The following is a 17,163-nucleotide window of genomic DNA, read 5'->3' as shown; positions in this document are numbered from 1 at the left end:
ACATCAAGGTGCCGGTATATCAAAAGAATGAATCAGAACATACACCGGTTTGTTATTGTTTCGGTTGGACACGCAGCCGATTGAAAGCAGGTCAAACACAAGACGCGATTGAACGGATTCAAATGCACATGAAAGCCGGACGATGCGGCTGTGAAGTCAATAATCCTCAAGGCAGTTGTTGTCTGGCCAATGTGATTGAGTTTGTAAAGACTTTGAAAATATACAGACATTTTTATAAGCGAAAAGGGATCAGACGATTCTTATCGTGATGTTCCATTACCGGTTTTCGAACAATGGAAGTATGTGATCTGGCTCCCGGCGATATTGGGGACATGGGTATTGGAGCGAAAAGTTTACGTGCCGCCTTTGAAGTTGTGTTGTTACCGCAACATTTCATTCCAGAGAACACAACTTCAACAGCGGCTGGAGCCCAATACCCATGTCCCCATAACGCTCGAAAGGTTGGGCACGATCCATGGACGCCGTTAGGCGTTTTTCTTAATGCTTGCAGTGCTTTAATGCGACTTATACTCAACCGGTTGAGAAGGGACCGACTCACCTTTGCCGTTGACGGCGGTGACCCTGTACCAGCCGTCAGCCGGCAGCGAGATATATTCGAATCGGTTTACATCCGTAGTTCCGATGCTGGTGTATGGGCCGTTTTTCCGGGAACTGTACGCAACATTATACTTTGTTACATTTTCGATTCCCGGGTTGGCGTTCCATGTGATGACGATGCCGATCCCGCCCGGGCGGGACGCAATCCCCACATTGGAAGGCGCTGAAGGCGGAGCGGCTGCATCTGAAGAACCGCCGTTATTCTGGCCCCGATCCTGTCCTCCATTGGGATAGATCTGAGGCCATAATACGGAACCTGTCGGATTATGGTCGGAATAGACGATTTGGCTCGGAATCGATTCGTTGCCGCCCACATCGACAGCCGTAACATAGTAGGCATAAGAAACGTTCGGGGAAATATAATTAATGAATTTGGAATCATCCCCCGTACTAACAATGCTTCCGTCCACCTTCCGGAAGGGCGCAAAATTAACCGAACGGTAGAGACGGTATCCAATCACATCCTCCTCAGCATCAGGTCTGAACGAAATTTTCACCAAGTCTTTCATGTTTTCCAACGTCACTTCCGTTGGCGGCGGCGGAATTTTTCCGTCCTCTATTCTTGGATCCGCCTCTGTCGGAGCGTCATTCTCCATATCGATCGGGAAATAATCTTCCGGCTTTTTCTTGATCCCCCCTCTTTTGGTCGGTATGCTGCTCGGATATTTTTCGAATGCTTGTTTGATCTCATCGATAATTTGCTTAATGGGCACCTGTCTGCGAATGACGATTTTGTCCTGGACGAAATCCGCCGGCGTGGTCGGCTGCGGAATATAGTTGAAGTGGTTGTACGTGATGACCTTCATTTGTGCCAGCACATCGTCTTCCTGGGTCGGGATATCTTTTTTGTTAAAAAGATCGGTTACCAAATGATTGGTTTGTTTGACCAGATCGTTTGGAAGTTTGCCGGAGACGTCGGATACCGTCATCTGCACAATGCCGTCCGGCTTTTCAAATTGCCTGGTTTTAAAAAGATCGGGTTGTTTGTCAATGACCGCGTTCATGACCAAGGCCCAGATGTTTTTGGCCCTCAGGGTCCCTTTTCCTTTGACAAGGGTGCTTGGCTGGTCGTAACCGACCCATACGCCAAGAGTGACATCCGGTGTATAGCCTTCGAACCAAGCATCATAGTCATTTTGTGTGGAGCCTGTTTTTCCGGAAATCGGAATTTTACCATAGTATTTAAATTTAGACATCAAATCGGTGGCCGTACCGGAAGTGATGACTGTGCGCAGCATATCCGTGATCAAGTACGCCGTTTCCGGCGAAAACACTTGTTCCGGCTTTGACTTGTGCTCATAAATGATGTTCCCGTCGCCGTCTTCAATCTTGCGGATCATGTAGGCATCCTTATATACGCCTTGATTGGCAAACGTCGTATATGCGCCGGTCAGTTCCTTCACGGTCACTCCATAGGTCAGGCCGCCGATGACGCCTGTTCTGGCCTGGTTGTCCGCGGCCACAAGTGTGGTAATTCCCATCTTTCTGGCATAGTCCCAAGCTTTGTCGATGCCGACGACATCATTGAAAAGCTTCAGGGCAGGAATATTGTAGGATAAGTTCAAGGCGCGTCGGGCTGTCATCAGGCCGTGATAGACGCCATCCCAGTTTTCCGCGATGTGGAAGCCTTTGGAACCGTCTTTTTGAATCATCGGAGCATCATCAATGATTCCCGCAGGCTGCATGGCGCCCATCTCGATGGCCGGACCGTAGGCGGCGACCGGCTTCATGGTGGAGCCGGGCTGACGGGTCATCTGGGTGGCATGGTTCATTTGTTCCTTATAGAAATCACGGCCTTCGATCATTCCCAGAATCGCCCCGGTTTTGTTGTCGATCATAACGGCCCCGACTTGTTCGATTCCTTTTTTCGGGTCGTCCGGCGTGAAGTTTTTCGCATTGTGGGAAATTTCCTGCATCGTATCATAAATCGTTTTGTTGATCGTGGTATAGATCTTGTAGCCGTTTCTGCGCAAATGCTCGCTGGCGGTCTCGATCATATCGGAATTTTCCGCTTTGCGCAAATCCGCCTCGGTCAGCTTCGGATCTTGTTGGCGAAGCAGTATTTTCGCCGCTTGCTGCTCAGCTTCAATCATCAAATACGGATAAGTGGTATATGCTTTTTCCTTCTTTTTTGCGAACGCGGCTTTCATATCCACATTCAATGCTTCCTGATACTGCTCTTGCGTAATTTTTCGTTCCTCCAGCATCCGTTTCAAAACGACATGCTGGCGGGCTACAGCCAATTGAAAGCCTCTCTGATTGAGATCGCCTTTACTCGTAAAAGCCGAATATTCGCTGGGGGCTTTGGGCAAGCCGGCTAAATAAGCTGCCTCTGCAATGGTGATTTGGTTTAAATCGTCAATGTCGAAGATGCCCTTCGCCGCTGCTTTGATCCCGTACAGATTATATCCGGTGGAACCGTTGCCGAAAGGAATTTTGTTCAGATAGGCCTGAAGAATTTCGTCTTTGGAAAGTGTCCGCTCGAGCCTGAGGGCAAGCAGAATTTCTTTGGCCTTGCGGGTATCGGTCTGATCGAGCGTCAGGAATACGTTTCTGGCGACCTGCTGGGTGATGGTGCTTCCCCCGGTTTGGACGTCCTCCCGCAGCAGCTTTTGCTTGACGGCGCGGAAAAATCCGGTCAAATCGATACCGTAATGGCTGTAAAAATCCTTGTCCTCCGTCGCGATAAATGCGTCTTTCACCACTTGGGGAATTTCATTGATTGAGGCCAACCTTCGGTCTTCGGAAGTGCGGAGCTGGCCGACAACCGTATTATCGTCAAAATACACAAAACCGGTTGTGGAATTTTCCTGTATTTTATTCATAATGAAATCTTTATGGCGGACCGGGTCGTCCTTCACAAGAGAAACAAAGTAACCTGCCGCAACTCCCGCTCCCAGAAAAGAACAAATAATGCCGACAATGAATACCCATTTGAAAAATGTGAGCAGTACCTTAAGCGTGTTTTTTGCAGCGGTCATTGCTTTGGATTCTCCGGAATGCTGCTTTGGCATATTTTGATCCTCCTTAAAATGAACAGATACATTATAGCATAATGAGTAATGGAAGAATAGAACTGCGCCCGCCGTACCGCGCTGCAGAAGGTTTGACTTTGGCTTTGCAAATGTGGTATAAAGATTCTGATGCGCCGAAGAGTTTTCGGCATAATTTCATCGTTCAAATGCGAGGATTGGCTTAAGTAGAAGACATGCATCGCTGGGCAGAGAGCCGGTGTCGGGTGCGAACCGGTACATGCATGCCGTTCGAATTACCGCCAGGAGCAGGAGAAGGGATTGCGGAGAGGGATGTTTCCTCCGGCAGACCCATTCTCCCGGGTCGTCCCGTTATCTGATCAAAGTGAAAGCCGACGGCAGCATGCGCTTTATACGGACGAGCGTTCAACGCTTTTGATTAAGATTATTCGTCGGACCGGCTTTAATTAGGGTGGTACCGCGGGCAAACCTTCTCGTCCCTTTTCTGATGAGAAGGTTTTTCGCATTGAATTTCATAGGGTCTGGAGGAAATTAAGATGGATTGGGACCAATTAAGCAAGGAACAGCAGAATGAAGTGAACCGCCAATGGGATATTCTGTGCAGAGGGACAGCGGAAATTGTTCCGGAGGAGCAGTTTCGGCAGAAGCTCATTCATTCGGTGGCGACGAATACTCCGCTCAAAGTGAAATTCGGCATGGACCCGTCGTCCCCTGACATTCATGTCGGCCATAGTGTAGCGCTGCATAAGCTGCGTCAATTTCAGGAGCTGGGACATACGGTTCAACTGATTATCGGTGATTTTACCGGGATGATCGGCGATCCCACCGGCAAATCGGAAACCAGGAAGCAATTAACCAAGGAAGAAGTTCAACACAATTCGGAAACTTATCAAAAACAAATTTACAAAATATTGGATTCCGCCAAAACGAAAGTATACTACAATTCTGATTGGCTGGCTCCGCTGAACTTTGCCGATGTCGTCGGATTGGCGGCTAAGGTGACGGTGGCCCGGATGCTGGAACGGGATGATTTCAGCAAGCGTTATGCGGCGGAACAGCCGATTCACATTCATGAATTTTTTTATCCGCTCATGCAGGGATATGATTCGGTTGCGCTGCAAAGCGACGTGGAGCTGGGCGGAACCGATCAGAAATTCAATTTGCTGATGGGGCGCACCCTGCAGAAGGAATATGGAATTTCACAGCAGGTTACAATGACCGTGCCGATTTTGGAGGGGCTGGACGGCGTTCAGAAAATGAGCAAAAGTCTGGGCAATTATATCGGGATAGACGAGGAGCCTAACGAAATTTACGGAAAATCGATGTCCATTCCGGATTCATTAATGGTGCGGTATTATGAATTGGCAACCGATATAACGAATGAGCAGCTCGCGGATTTGAAGCGGGGAATGGCCGACGGGAGCATCCATCCGCGCGATGCTAAGATGAAGCTGGCGTATACGTTTGTCAGGATGTTTCACGGCGATGCGGCTGCCGAAGAAGCGGAGAAGCATTTCAAGACGGTGTTTCAGCAGAACTCCCTTCCGGAGGACATTCCGCTATATGAATTGCCTACATCGGCATTGGACAATGGAAGCATCCGGCTGAGCAAGCTGCTGGTGGATCTTCAGCTTCAGTCATCCAACGGAGAAGCCAGACGAAGCATCCAACAAGGGGCTGTAAAATGGAACGAGCAGAAAATCACTGACCCGAATGCGGAGGTTACCGTCGAGGAAGGCGATATCGTGCAGATCGGAAAACGCAAATTTGCCAAGCTGCACCTGGTGTAATTCAGTTTTTTTTAAAAATCGACCCATTGCCAAAAAAGGGACTGCCACCAAGTCATTCGACTTTCGAGGCAGTCCCTTATGATCTAGGTTCAAAAAAGATTAACGGCTGTAGAATTCGACGATTTGTTTCTCGTCAATTTCCTGCGGCAGTTCGGAACGTTCAGGCAAACGAATGTAACGTCCTTCCATCGCCTGATCGTTAAATTCCAAATACGCGGGCAGGTAATTCCGGTTATCCAATGCTTCTTTGACGGCGCTCATCGTACGGCTTCTTTCGCGCAGGCCGATGACGTCACCGGGCTTCAGCAAATAGGAGGGGATGTCCACTTTTTTTCCATTGACCGTTACGTGGCCGTGGCTGACCAACTGGCGCGCACCGGAACGGGAGTTGGACATTCCGCAGCGGTAAACAAGGTTGTCGAGACGGCTTTCAAGCAGAATCATGAAGTTCTCCCCGGCAATTCCTTTCATGTGCAGGGCTTTGTCGAACAAATTGCGAAACTGCTTTTCATTCAATCCGTACATATGGCGAAGCTTTTGCTTTTCTTGCAGTTGCATGCCGTAACCGCTAAGTTTTTTGCGCTGGCCGGGACCGTGCTGGCCGGGAGGAAACGGACGTTTCAGTTCTTTGCCTGAACCGCTCAGAGAAATTCCAAGACGGCGGCTTAATTTGAATTTAGGTCCTGTATAACGAGCCATGTATAATTTACTCCTTCATGATTTGAAATTTGACAATCAAATGCAGGATCCTACGCTGTGTCCGATTTTGTTTCGAATGCGGATAGCGATGCATGATCTGACAAGAAAGTTTGCCGCGGTCTTGTCAGCAACAAAATCAGAGAGGGTGACACAACAGGCTTCCAACGCTGCTATCCATTCCACTCAACTAAATATTCTATAAGAAGATCTCCATAGATGTCAAGCAAAATAAGGGGGTAAATTTGGAAAAATTAAAATCGAATTTTAGTGTCAGAAGTCGGAAAATATAGTATGATTGTACTAGAACGGATTTTGCAACGGAGCCTGAAAATATTAGGTTTGTACCAAGGGAGCTTCATATAATGAACGGAAATTTGAAAGAGGATTATGTCGATGGCCAGCAGCTTTCCGGTTGGGACGAAGCATCCGACGCAAAGCAGACGGAGTTATTTTCGCATGCTTTGCTTCGGGATAGTTTTTTGAGCTGGGCGTCACAGTTGAAAACGGATTCCGTGTTTAAGGATGGAATTTTATTTGTATGCGATGCTTCCGGTGAACTTATTGACAGCACGGCCATGTCGAGCAATCACGGAGCGCAGGTTGAAACGGTTTCGCCGGCTTTTCTGCAGGGCGCCGCTTGGTCGGAAGCAAACCTGGGGCGCAATGCGGTTGCGACCGCTATGAAATCGCGGCTTCCGAGCCGGGGAGGTGCCGAAGGCCTTGATGCCGCTAGCTTGAAAGGCTTCGTTACCTATGCCGTCCCGTGCCGTGCCTTCGGCCAAGTTTCCTGTTATTTGGGGCTGCTGCAGCCCTCCGGAAAGGAAACGGGAAGTGAGCTGGCCCTGATGAAAGCGTCCGCACCGGCCTTTGGATTGCAATTGGAACTGCTGACGGAAAAAAAGAAGAGCGAGCACCTGAATGAGATGCACGAGTACAATCAAGCGGAATTGACCAAACGCGATCTTCTTATCGAAACCTCCAAAAAACTGCACTCAAAAATCGATGCTGATTCCGTTCTTGCGGAAATTTTTCAAAGCTTTGAGAAAATTTACCCTTCAGTTGAAATTGATCTGTTTTTATCGCAGGACAGCCACAGCAGCAATTTACCGGTAAAACCGCTGATTTTTCAGCATAACGACAATGAGGATTTGCTGACGCGCGCATATATGGAAGGCCGGCTGATTTTGGAGACTTCCTCGGACGGTACGGCCCCGCTTGCCGTTCCGTTGAGCGGAAAACAGGGGGTTTACGGGATTTTGCAGATGAAAATGAATCAATATCCGCTGGATCAATCCGATATCAATTTGATTTCGGCGCTTGCCGAAACAGCCGGAAATGCCTTTGAGAATGCCCGTTTGTATGAGCATTCCAATACGTTGATCAATGAGCTGAGAATCATCAATGAAATCACCAAGAGATTGAACCAAAGCTTGAAGCTGCAGGATATTTTCAATTTTGCCTCGAGGAAGCTGATCAGTACGTTTGGAGCGGATTACGCCTGTATTATGAGGGTGGACCGCGAGAATCAAAGGATGGTGGTCCAAGCGAGCAATGTGTTGGGAGTCCTTAATGAAAGCACTGCTTTGGATGAAGGATTCTCCGGCTTGGCATATTCCACCAAGGATCCGATTATCGTTTCCGATTATCATGAGCAGTCCAACATTAAATCCAGGCTGATGGAGATCACAAGCTCAAGGTCGTTGATTGCCTCTCCGATCATTGTCAATAACGAGGTCGTCGGAGTCATTCTTGTCCTCCACCGTAAAGCCAACTACTTTTCTTATGAGAATTACAAATTGCTCCAGGTTTTGTCCGGCCATATAGGACTGGCCATCTCCAACGCTTCCCTGCATGCCGAGGTCAAACGCATGGTCATAACGGATCATCTGACGGGGCTTTATGCGAGGCATTATTTGGACGAGCAGGTCAATTTCATGCAGAAAAAAGACTACTGCGGAGCACTCATCGTTGCAGATATCGATAATTTTAAAAAAATCAACGATACCTTCGGACATCAAATCGGCGATCAGATCCTCATTCAGGTCAGCAATATTATCAAATCGAGCATCCGTGATACGGATATTGCCGCCCGTTGGGGCGGTGAGGAGCTGGCCATTTATCTGCCGCAGGCGACACTTGAACATACCCTGCAGGTGGCGGAAAGAATCCGCAAACGAATCTTTGACGATACAAAGCCCCAGGTTACGGTATCCTGCGGGATTGCCGATTGGAGCTGGGAAGACGAGAGGATCAGTGTGGAAAGTTTGTTCTACAAAGCCGACATGGCGTTATACGAAGCTAAGCATCAGGGCAAAAACCGGATTCGGGTGGCCAAAGCCAACTGACGGATTGAGCGCTGTCCGTTGGGTCCCAAGCATTTTTTTGTAAAATTCCGCATAATTTTCTCCTTCCGGGCAAGGATATATTCAGGAAGGGGGAATTGCCGAATGGCGACCCGGGCAGTCTATTTTTCTATGTGGATTTTTGCCGCGCTTGCCTTGAACGGCTGTGCTTTGACGGACGGGGGCAACGATCCGGAAAAGGTGCTTTCGCGGGCCCTTTCGGGGATATCCGCCAAAGACAATTTTTCGTTTAACGGCAGCTTTGAAGTTAAAAATTCAGGAATCTGGCTGGAAAAAGGCCGCCGTTTCGAAGGATTTGTTGTGCATCGCAATCAGTTGTATATCAAGACTTTTTCGCTTTCCGACCTGAATGTCAAACAAAATGAGCATGAATATTACAATTCCCGAAAAGGGACGGCTTATCTTCGCAGCGGCAGCGGGTGGAAGCTCCTCGGAAACGGAAGCACCCCACGGAATGATCCCATGTCCGACTGGAATCCGGTTTATTATTTCAGATTGATCCAAAAATACAAAAAAACCGTTGAAATTGATGGCAAGCTTTCCGATCCGGAGAAGATCGTTCTAAATATTCGGCTTGATCCCAAGGAAATTGCCAATGTGATGAATCAACGCTTGAGGGATGGATTCAACGCGGAAGTAACGGAAGTGCGGCATAAGACCCTGCAGCGGGATTCTCAAGCGACGGCCAAGGATTTGAAGATGCAGCGGGATATTCATTCCGTTTATACGGCAGCTGAGAAGGAATGGCAGGAAATCTCCAATTCTCTGTCTGTCAATCCGCAAGTTCTGCTGTGGATCGAACGAAAAACAAATTTGCCGAAGCGTCTGCAAGTCAATATGGTCATGAACTACAGTCTGCACGGCAAAGATTTTCAAGAGATAAACAAAGTGACTTGCGACATTACCAATTTTGATAAATTCTATAATATTCCATAGAAAGATTATGTTAATTCCGCCGGATTATTTTTCATGTGTCCCGGAACATGGTACAATAAGGATGGTTGTAAGGGGGGATCGGACTGGAACACATGCGCAGCATCCACAAGATGGCGAAATACGCCATCCTTCTGTCCATATCAGGTTTCATGGTCTTTTTTTTATTTTTTACTGAAACCGGTCATATGCTTTTACATAGCAACGTAAATGAGATGTCCGCATACATGGGTTCATTCGGGACGCTTTCCGTGTTTTTTGGCATGCTTGCCGTTTTTGGACAAACGTTTTTTCCCTATCTTCCTTTTGTCGTGGTTGCCGGCGCCAATGTATTGATGTTTGGGATGTTTTGGGGTTTTGTGATCAATTATTCAATGTCCATTCTTGGAGCGTTTGCATCGTTTCTGTTCGCCAGATATTTGGCTCGCGATTGGGTTGATTCACGGCTGCAGAAATATCCGCAAATTTCGTTATTCAAACGCAATATTGAGAAAAACGGATTTATCTACATATTGATTGGAAGGTTAATCCCCGTTCTGCCTTCGACTTTTGTCAACTGGGGATCAGGGTTGTCCCGCTTATCCTGGGGTCCTTTTCTTGGGGCGACGATGATCGGAAAACTGCCTGTGGTGTTTCTGGAAAGCCTGATCGGTCATGATCTGCTGCATTTCAAAGAACATAAGGAAAGGTTATTGCTGCTGATTTTGATATTTCTTCTGCTGGTTGGTGCGGGGAGCTGGATGAAGAAAAAAACGGTCAGGAATCAGAATCAGAATCAATAGCTTTTTTGTCAATATTTTCAGAGAGGAAGAGTGGAATGAAAGACAGTCGTGTGGTGACTCTGGCAAAAAATTTAGCGGGATATTCCATTAAGGTGCGGCCGGGAGATAAAGTGCTTATCGAAATGATCGGTTCGGAACGCGAATTGTTGAAATGCTTGGTGGAAGAGGTGAGTGCCCGCGGCGGGGAACCGCATGTCCAATTGACCGACCGCAGCGTTCAGCGCGCGCTGCTCATGAATGCCACGCAGGATCAGATGCAACGCTGGGCGGAATGGGACCTGCAGCGGATGCAGGCTATGGATGCCTATATCGGCATACGCGCCGGCGAGAATATCAATGAAATGGCCGATGTCCCTTCGGACAAGATGAAGCACTATGATACGCATTATTATAAGCCGGTGCACCTGGAGGAAAGAGTCAAGCGGACCCGATGGGTGGTTCTGCGTTATCCGAATGCATCCATGGCACAGCTGGCCAGTATGAGCACCGAGGCGTTTGAGGATTTTTACTTCAATGTCTGCAATTTGGATTACGGCAAAATGTCCAAAGCCATGGATCCTCTTTCCGCTTTGATGAATCGGACGGACAAGGTGCGTATCGTGTCGAAGGGAACGGATTTAACCTTCTCCATCAAGGATATTCCGTCGGTCAAATGCGACGGCGTCAGAAACATTCCCGACGGCGAGGTTTATACGGCTCCTGTAAGAAACTCCGTCAACGGCACCATCCACTATAATACCCCCACGATTTATTCCGGCGTAACCTTTGAGGATGTCAGATTCCGCTTCGAGAACGGAAAAATCGTGGAAGCCTCCAGCAGCGACACCAAGCGTCTTAATGAAATTCTTGATTCGGACGAAGGCGCGCGTTATATCGGTGAATTCAGTCTTGGATTCAATCCCTATATCAAAAAACCGATGAAGGATATTCTGTTTGATGAGAAGATAGACGGCAGTCTGCACTTCACTCCGGGACAGGCGTACGAAGAAGCCGATAACGGCAACCGTTCGACCATTCACTGGGACCTGGTATTGATTCAACGGCCGGAATACGGCGGCGGCGAGGTTTATTTTGACGATGTGCTGATCCGCAAGGACGGTCGGTTCGTAATCAAGGAATTGGAAGACTTGAATCCGGAAAATTTGATGTAATTGAAAATGGGCTGAACCCCGGCGGGCATTAAAGGTATCCTGCGAAAAAGAGGGGATATCTTTAGTCATTTTATGGCGGTACGACTCTTCACTTGTTTATTCCCGTAATTTCGCTTAATATATCAGTATAGGATACTCGTTCAACTAGCAGGGGGGAGTTTGATGTCTTCATCGGAAATCATGCTTAATTTGAATCAGAAAGCGATCAATCTTCTTCAGGAAGATGCCGATAAAATCGAAAAGCTCATTGAAGTCCAGATGGACACGTTGACCAATCGAAGGTGTCCTTTGTATGAAGAGGTTTTGGATACGCAAATGTACGGATTATCGAGAGAGATCGATTTTGCGGTGCGCGCGGGCCTTTTAACGGAAACGATTGGCAAAGAAATTATGAGCAGGCTGGAAAGAAATTTGGCGAAACTGTACGAGGCGCTCAGTGTTAATGAAGGGAATGAATGAATAAACGGAAAGTAACCTGTTGAAGGTTGCTTTTTTTGCGTTTGGCGTTATAATGGACGACAGGTTTAAGAACATCTACATGAAAGGGTTGGTCATCATATGGATTTGGGTTTCAAGGGAAGCGTTGCGGTTGTAACCGCTGCAAGCAAAGGTCTCGGGGCGGCTATCGCTGAGGAACTGGCCAGGGAAGGAGCGAATCTGGTTCTCTGCAGCAGGGATCAGATCAGCATTTCCGTTCTTGCAGACAGGTTGAGCAAACAATACGGAGTCAAGACGCTGGGTTTGGCGGCTGATGTCAGCCTTGTTCGGGATATCGACATGTTGATCGACCATACGATGAGTGAGTTTGGAAGAGTCGATGCATTGCTCTGCAATGCGGGCGGCCCTAAGGGGGGAAGCTTTCTTTCGATGACGGATGAAGATTGGGAAAAGGCATTTCAGACCAATTTAATGAGCACAGTTCGCTTGATTCGCGGATTCTACCCTCATCTAAAGGTAACCGGGGGGAAAATCGTTACAATTGCTTCCTCATCCGTCAAAATTCCGATTCCGGGCCTAGTGCTTTCCAATACGTTTCGCGCCGGGGTCGCCGGCCTAATGAAAACGTTAGCGAGTGAACTTGGTCCTTCCGGGATTCTGCTGAATACCGTTTCACCGGGAAGAATCTTAACCGATCGGGTGGTGGAGATTGATGAGGCCAGAGCCCAGCGGGAAGGGAAGTCATTGGTGCAGGTGCAGCAGGAGGTCATACAGGAAATCCCATTGGGCCGCTATGGCCAACCGAAGGAATTGGCCGTTTTTGCCGCTTTTCTGCTCTCGAAGCAAAATACATATGTTACAGGCTCGACCTTTTTTATTGACGGCGGCATGGTCAAGGCTTTATAGTGCGATCCATTTGCGTTGCGCCGCAATTATCATTACAATGAAAGAAAACGAGATATGTGCCTTTGCTTACAGTTGAGTGTAACGGAAAGGAGGAATTGGAATCATGACGGAAAATCATGAATCTGGAGCGGTTCGGATTTCGGATGACGTCGTTGCTACGATTGCCGGTTTGGCCGCATTGGAAACACCAGGGGTTGCCGGAATGTCGGGCGGTATTTCCGAGGGATTAACCAAGCGGTTGTCCGGGAAAAATGTCCAGAAAGGCGTTTCCGTTGAAGTCGGTCAATTGGAAGCGGCGGTGGATTTGCGGATTATCGTTCAGTACGGATATCAGATACACGATGTTTGCCGGAAGCTTCAAGAGAATGTGAAAGAAGCCATTGTCATGATGACGGGGTTGAAGGTTGTTGAAGTGAATGTAAAAGTCGAAGGCGTGGCGTTTAAAGAAGAGGAGCATGAAGAACAGCCGAATCGGGTCAAGTAATCCTGAAATCAACAGAAGGGCATCCTGCAGCCGGTTGCCTGAAAGACCGTAAGAAACCCTTGTCTAATGATAGGGGTTCAGAGCGACGAGAAACCCCGGGGAATGAAATTAGTCTTTTTGTCGGGTGGGGGTATCTTCTTCCGTCGCTCTTGAAACCAGGAAATGGGGTTAGAAATTGTGGTATTTTCCCGGTTTCAAAGGCGTAAAAGTTTTCGCAGAAAACTGCTTCGGGAGCATAAACCCCAGGTCTCTACAGAAGATCCCCCAGCCCAATGAATCTTCATTCCCATGATTATGAGGTTTCTCGACAGCCTAAAACCCCCGTCTAATGACAGGGGGCTTTAGGGCTTCGAAGCTTGCCCACTGTATTTTAGTCTAAGTCTGCTGCTCCCGATTCAGTCTGGTGTTTTCCCTTGAAATACTCAAAAGGATTCCCGTAGACATCATCGTGGTAAGCAGAGAAGAGCCTCCAAAGCTGATGAACGGCAGCGTAACGCCGGTAATCGGAATGACGTTTGTCACCCCGCCTATATTGATGACGGCTTGAACGCCGATCATGCTGATAATGCCCGTACCGACAAGCACGCCGAACGGATCGGTGCTGCGGAGAGCAATCAACAAACCGCGCCAAAGAAACAGCAAATAAACCAATAAGAAGATGAGGCTTCCCACAAATCCCAATTCCTCGCCGATAATGGCAAAGATAAAATCATTGTGGGCTTCCGGAAGATAAAACAGCTTCTGAATGCTTTGTCCGAAACCTGCGCCCGACAATCCTCCATGCCCGAATGCATAGAGAGATTGAACAGTGTGAAATCCGGAATCCAGCTGGTGAGACCATGGATCGACAAATGCCGTAAACCGATCCAAACGGTAGCTTTCGGTATGGCCTCTCAGCAAACTTACGGATACAAAAATCGCCAACAGCAGCGACATGGCTCCGCCGATCATGAACAGGTGCTTCAAATTGACGCCGCCGGCAATCATGAGGATTGTGGCGGTCAACACGAGAATCATGGTGGAACCGAGGTCCGGTTGCAGCATGATTAGCAAGGCAACGAATCCTACGATCATTAAAACCGGCAGAAATCCTGTTTTGAAATCGCGGATTTTTTCACCTTTTTTGCTGATCAAGGCGGACAAATAAAGGATGATGGCCAGTTTGGCGAATTCGGTCGGCTGTCCGCCAATCGAACCGATGCCGAACCAGCTTTTGGCGCCGTTTCTTTCCACGCCGAATAAAAGCACAAATACCAATAAGAAGAGGGTCGCCACAAAGAAAGGGACGAACCACACCTTTAATTTTTTGTAATTCAAATTCATTAGAAACAACATCGCGCCCGTACCCAAAACTGCCCAAAGCGATTGCCTTTTGGTAAAGTAAAGCGGATCGGCATTCAAATTGTAGCTGGCACTGAATACCATCACCAAGCCGAAACCGACAAGAGCGAAGGTCAGCAGGAGAAGAAGAAAGTCTGGTGTTCCTCTTCGTGGCGGATTCATGATAAAACCTTAGCCCAGCTGCTGTTTGAGCTCGGTTATTTTTTGCTTGGACTCATTTAAGATCTTGTCCGGAATGGCAGATTCATAATCCAGTCCATGGGGGAACGTGGCACGGCCAATATAAGCGTCTTCCAATACCAGAACGGCATGCGGCTGCTCCAATTTTCCCTCAATCGCTCTGCAGTTGATTCTTAAATAATAGTCCTCGCGATTGGCTTGGTCTTCCATCTTATAATCATATGTAGCGCGGGTATATTCCCACTGCCAGCGAACAAATCCCAGATTTCCCGCAACTTTATCCAGATGGGCAAGTTCGCTTTTTAAGCCCTTGACAGCTGCATTTTCAATGATCATCAACAAACTCCTCCTTCTTCATTCTTTATTCATGATATTATGATTCCCAAAGTTGTGCAAGCCTAATGAAAAACTAAATCTATTACAAATTTATAACATTTCCTGATACAATGAATAGAGAAAGTTAGGCTTAAGCGCCGAAGTACAAATGAGGGGGCGGACATGGAGCGTTTCGGATCCATACTTGACGATTTGTTTCCTGAGATGGTTGCTTGGAGAAGGCATCTACATCAGCATCCTGAACTTTCTTTTCATGAAAACAAAACGGCTGAATACATTTACGGACATTTGACCCGATGGGGCATCGAAGCAAAGAAAGGCGTTGGGGGACACGGGGTCGTAGGCGTTATTCGCGGTTCGGAAGCGGGTCCGACGGTTGCCCTGCGAGCGGATATGGATGCGCTGCCGATTCAGGATCAAAAGCAGTGCGAATACGCCTCCAAGGTGCCCGGAGTAATGCATGCCTGTGGTCACGATGCCCATACGGCCACATTGCTTGCAGTGGCAAAAAGCTTTCAGGAACAGCGGGGTGAGTTGAAGGGGAATGTGGTCTGCATTTTTCAGCCTGCGGAAGAATTCACCCCCGGAGGGGCCGCGCCAATGATTCGCGAAGGTGTGCTCGACGGAGTGGATGTCATCTATGGCGTCCATTTATGGACACCCTTTCCGAGCGGCAGCGTTTATACGGCGACTGGCCGATTGATGGCGGCAGCGGATGAATTCCAGATCGAAATCACCGGGAAGGGCGGACACGCAGGGCTGCCGCATGAGACGGTTGACAGTATCGTAGTCGCTTCACAGCTTGTGATGAATCTACAGACGATTGTCAGCCGGAATGTCGATCCGGCCGAGCCCAGTGTGGTATCCGTCGGTTTCATTCAGGCCGGGACGGCTTTCAACGTCATTGCGGGAACATGCGCGATGATCGGGACCGTTCGGTCCTTTAATGAACAAGTCAGGGATTTGGTTCGCGCTAGGATTGAACAAATAGCTGCGGAGACGTGCAGGATGCATGGGGCCGAGTGCCGTGTCGATTACAAAGCCGGCTACCCTCCGGTCATCAACGATGAAACGGAAGCGGAGCGGTTCTTCAGAACGGTTCCGGGACTGTTTCCCGCTGAAAACGTGCGTCGAAGCCCTTTGATTATGGCGGGGGAGGATTTTGCTTATTATTTGCAAAAAATTCCCGGATGTTTTATGTTGGTCGGGGCTGGAAACGAACAGGCAGGCATCATCCATCCCCACCACCATCCCAAATTCGACATTGATGAAACGGCCATGTTGAACGCCGCAAAGCTTTTGACCCGAATGGCGTTAAGCTATTTGCATGGCGAGTGACAGATGAACCGTTCGATGCATGCGAACGCATCTTTCGGGAAAATATAATTCCGAAGGAGGGTTGCATGATGAAGACGCTGAAAGAAATCATGACAAAGGATGCTGTTACCGTCACCTTGAAGGATAATATTTATGAAATTGCGGTTAAAATGAAGGAAAACGATATCGGCTTTGTGCCGGTGGTTGAGGGGCGGAAATTGATCGGTGTGGTAACCGACCGGGATTTGGTTATTCGGGGCTATGCGGAACGAAAGTCCGGATCGGCAGCAGTAGAAGAAGTCATGAGCAAGGATGTGACCACGGTCTCTTCGGAGACGACAGTCGATGAAGCGGCCAAATTGATGGCAAAGGATAAAATTCGCCGTTTGCCCGTTGTTGATAACGGTGAGCTGGTCGGTGTCGTGGCCATCGGCGATCTGGCGGTCCGCGAGAAGTTCGAAGATGAGGCGGGAGAAGCGCTGAGCGAAATTTCCGAGCCAGTCAAATCCTAATGATGCTTTCTTTATGGGAAAAGGGACGAAGCAGTTTAGCAGCTGCTTTGTCCCTTTATTGTGCGCCCAGCATGGGCGTTCATCTTTAGGGTGAGAGTCCCCGAACGGGGGCTGGCGAGCGCCTACCGTTGGCCAAGAGCAAGGATATCCGCTGTGAGGCGGAATCTGGAGGAAGCTTACGGCAAACGCCCGGCCTAAGGTACACGAACCCAATTCGGGGGTGGAATAGTCGGATGAGCCTGCAATACAAGGTAAAGTCCAAAGCCGCCAAGGGCTATTTCAGTAAACTTGGGTGGGCACATGGGCGGAAAGATGACGTT

14 protein-coding genes, 1 pseudogene and 1 other annotated feature are annotated in these 17,163 nt (G+C 48.4%); of the genes and pseudogenes, 11 read left to right on the top strand and 4 right to left on the bottom strand.

Annotated elements, in window-relative coordinates; translation table 11 throughout:
* A pseudogene (locus VF724_RS20015) lies at nucleotides 1-269 on the top strand (hypothetical protein); the annotation flags it as partial.
* A 246-nt stretch (nucleotides 270-515) separates the two neighbouring features.
* On the opposite strand, the gene VF724_RS20010 reads toward VF724_RS20015, so the two are convergent.
* Nucleotides 516-3,632, bottom strand: coding sequence for a transglycosylase domain-containing protein (locus tag VF724_RS20010; protein WP_371756001.1), 3,117 nt, complete (start codon nucleotides 3,630-3,632; stop codon nucleotides 516-518).
* A gap of 163 nt (nucleotides 3,633-3,795) precedes the next feature.
* Nucleotides 3,796-4,095, top strand: a binding site (T-box leader).
* 52 nt (nucleotides 4,096-4,147) lie between these two features.
* Between VF724_RS20010 and tyrS the strand changes: the two genes are divergently transcribed.
* Nucleotides 4,148-5,401, top strand: coding sequence for a tyrosine--tRNA ligase (gene tyrS / locus VF724_RS20005; protein WP_371756000.1), 1,254 nt, complete (start codon nucleotides 4,148-4,150; stop codon nucleotides 5,399-5,401).
* A gap of 99 nt (nucleotides 5,402-5,500) precedes the next feature.
* Here tyrS and rpsD read toward each other — a convergent pair whose 3' ends face one another.
* Nucleotides 5,501-6,100 carry a 30S ribosomal protein S4 gene (gene rpsD, locus VF724_RS20000; RefSeq protein WP_371755999.1) on the bottom strand — a complete coding sequence of 200 codons (600 nt, stop codon included), beginning with the start codon at nucleotides 6,098-6,100 and terminating at the stop codon, nucleotides 5,501-5,503.
* Between the two features lie 362 nt (nucleotides 6,101-6,462).
* On the opposite strand from rpsD, the gene VF724_RS19995 reads away from it, so the two are divergent.
* The 7 genes from VF724_RS19995 (at nucleotide 6,463) to VF724_RS19965 (ending at nucleotide 13,157) form a co-directional block, all read left to right on the top strand.
* Complete coding sequence (locus VF724_RS19995) at nucleotides 6,463-8,445, top strand: diguanylate cyclase (RefSeq protein WP_371755998.1); 1,983 nt, start codon at nucleotides 6,463-6,465, stop codon at nucleotides 8,443-8,445.
* A gap of 102 nt (nucleotides 8,446-8,547) precedes the next feature.
* The gene (locus tag VF724_RS19990) at nucleotides 8,548-9,399 is read left to right on the top strand and encodes a hypothetical protein (protein WP_371755997.1); all 852 of its coding nucleotides are present in this window, start codon (nucleotides 8,548-8,550) and stop codon (nucleotides 9,397-9,399) included.
* A 224-nt stretch (nucleotides 9,400-9,623) separates the two neighbouring features.
* Nucleotides 9,624-10,178: a TVP38/TMEM64 family protein gene (locus VF724_RS19985; protein ID WP_371755996.1), complete on the top strand. Its 555-nt coding sequence runs from the start codon at nucleotides 9,624-9,626 to the stop codon at nucleotides 10,176-10,178.
* A 35-nt stretch (nucleotides 10,179-10,213) separates the two neighbouring features.
* Complete coding sequence (locus tag VF724_RS19980) at nucleotides 10,214-11,329, top strand: aminopeptidase (protein ID WP_371755995.1); 1,116 nt, start codon at nucleotides 10,214-10,216, stop codon at nucleotides 11,327-11,329.
* Between the two features lie 162 nt (nucleotides 11,330-11,491).
* Nucleotides 11,492-11,788 (top strand): Fpa/YlaN family protein, encoded by a 297-nt coding sequence (locus VF724_RS19975; RefSeq protein ID WP_371755994.1) that lies wholly within the window; start codon nucleotides 11,492-11,494, stop codon nucleotides 11,786-11,788.
* A 99-nt stretch (nucleotides 11,789-11,887) separates the two neighbouring features.
* The gene (locus tag VF724_RS19970; RefSeq protein ID WP_371755993.1) at nucleotides 11,888-12,673 is read left to right on the top strand and encodes an SDR family oxidoreductase; all 786 of its coding nucleotides are present in this window, start codon (nucleotides 11,888-11,890) and stop codon (nucleotides 12,671-12,673) included.
* A gap of 103 nt (nucleotides 12,674-12,776) precedes the next feature.
* Nucleotides 12,777-13,157 (top strand): Asp23/Gls24 family envelope stress response protein, encoded by a 381-nt coding sequence (locus VF724_RS19965; protein ID WP_371755992.1) that lies wholly within the window; start codon nucleotides 12,777-12,779, stop codon nucleotides 13,155-13,157.
* 375 nt (nucleotides 13,158-13,532) lie between these two features.
* Here VF724_RS19965 and ftsW read toward each other — a convergent pair whose 3' ends face one another.
* Together ftsW and VF724_RS19955 are read right to left on the bottom strand one after the other, a co-directional pair.
* The gene (gene ftsW / locus VF724_RS19960; RefSeq protein WP_371755991.1) at nucleotides 13,533-14,660 is read right to left on the bottom strand and encodes a putative lipid II flippase FtsW; all 1,128 of its coding nucleotides are present in this window, start codon (nucleotides 14,658-14,660) and stop codon (nucleotides 13,533-13,535) included.
* Nucleotides 14,661-14,669: 9 nt separating this feature from the next.
* Nucleotides 14,670-15,014, bottom strand: coding sequence for a YugN family protein (locus VF724_RS19955; protein ID WP_371755990.1), 345 nt, complete (start codon nucleotides 15,012-15,014; stop codon nucleotides 14,670-14,672).
* 162 nt (nucleotides 15,015-15,176) lie between these two features.
* On the opposite strand from VF724_RS19955, the gene VF724_RS19950 reads away from it, so the two are divergent.
* Both VF724_RS19950 and VF724_RS19945 read left to right on the top strand, forming a co-directional pair.
* The gene (locus tag VF724_RS19950) at nucleotides 15,177-16,352 is read left to right on the top strand and encodes a M20 family metallopeptidase (RefSeq protein WP_371755989.1); all 1,176 of its coding nucleotides are present in this window, start codon (nucleotides 15,177-15,179) and stop codon (nucleotides 16,350-16,352) included.
* Nucleotides 16,353-16,417: 65 nt separating this feature from the next.
* Nucleotides 16,418-16,843, top strand: a complete 426-nt coding sequence (locus VF724_RS19945; protein ID WP_371755988.1) for a CBS domain-containing protein — start codon at nucleotides 16,418-16,420, stop codon at nucleotides 16,841-16,843.
* Nucleotides 16,844-17,163: the final 320 nt, after the last annotated feature.

The sequence above is a fragment of the Ferviditalea candida genome (assembly GCF_035282765.1).
GTDB classification, from domain to species: Bacteria; Bacillota; Bacilli; order Paenibacillales; family KCTC-25726; genus Ferviditalea; species Ferviditalea candida.
This window is presented reverse-complemented; position numbering and strand designations above follow the sequence as displayed.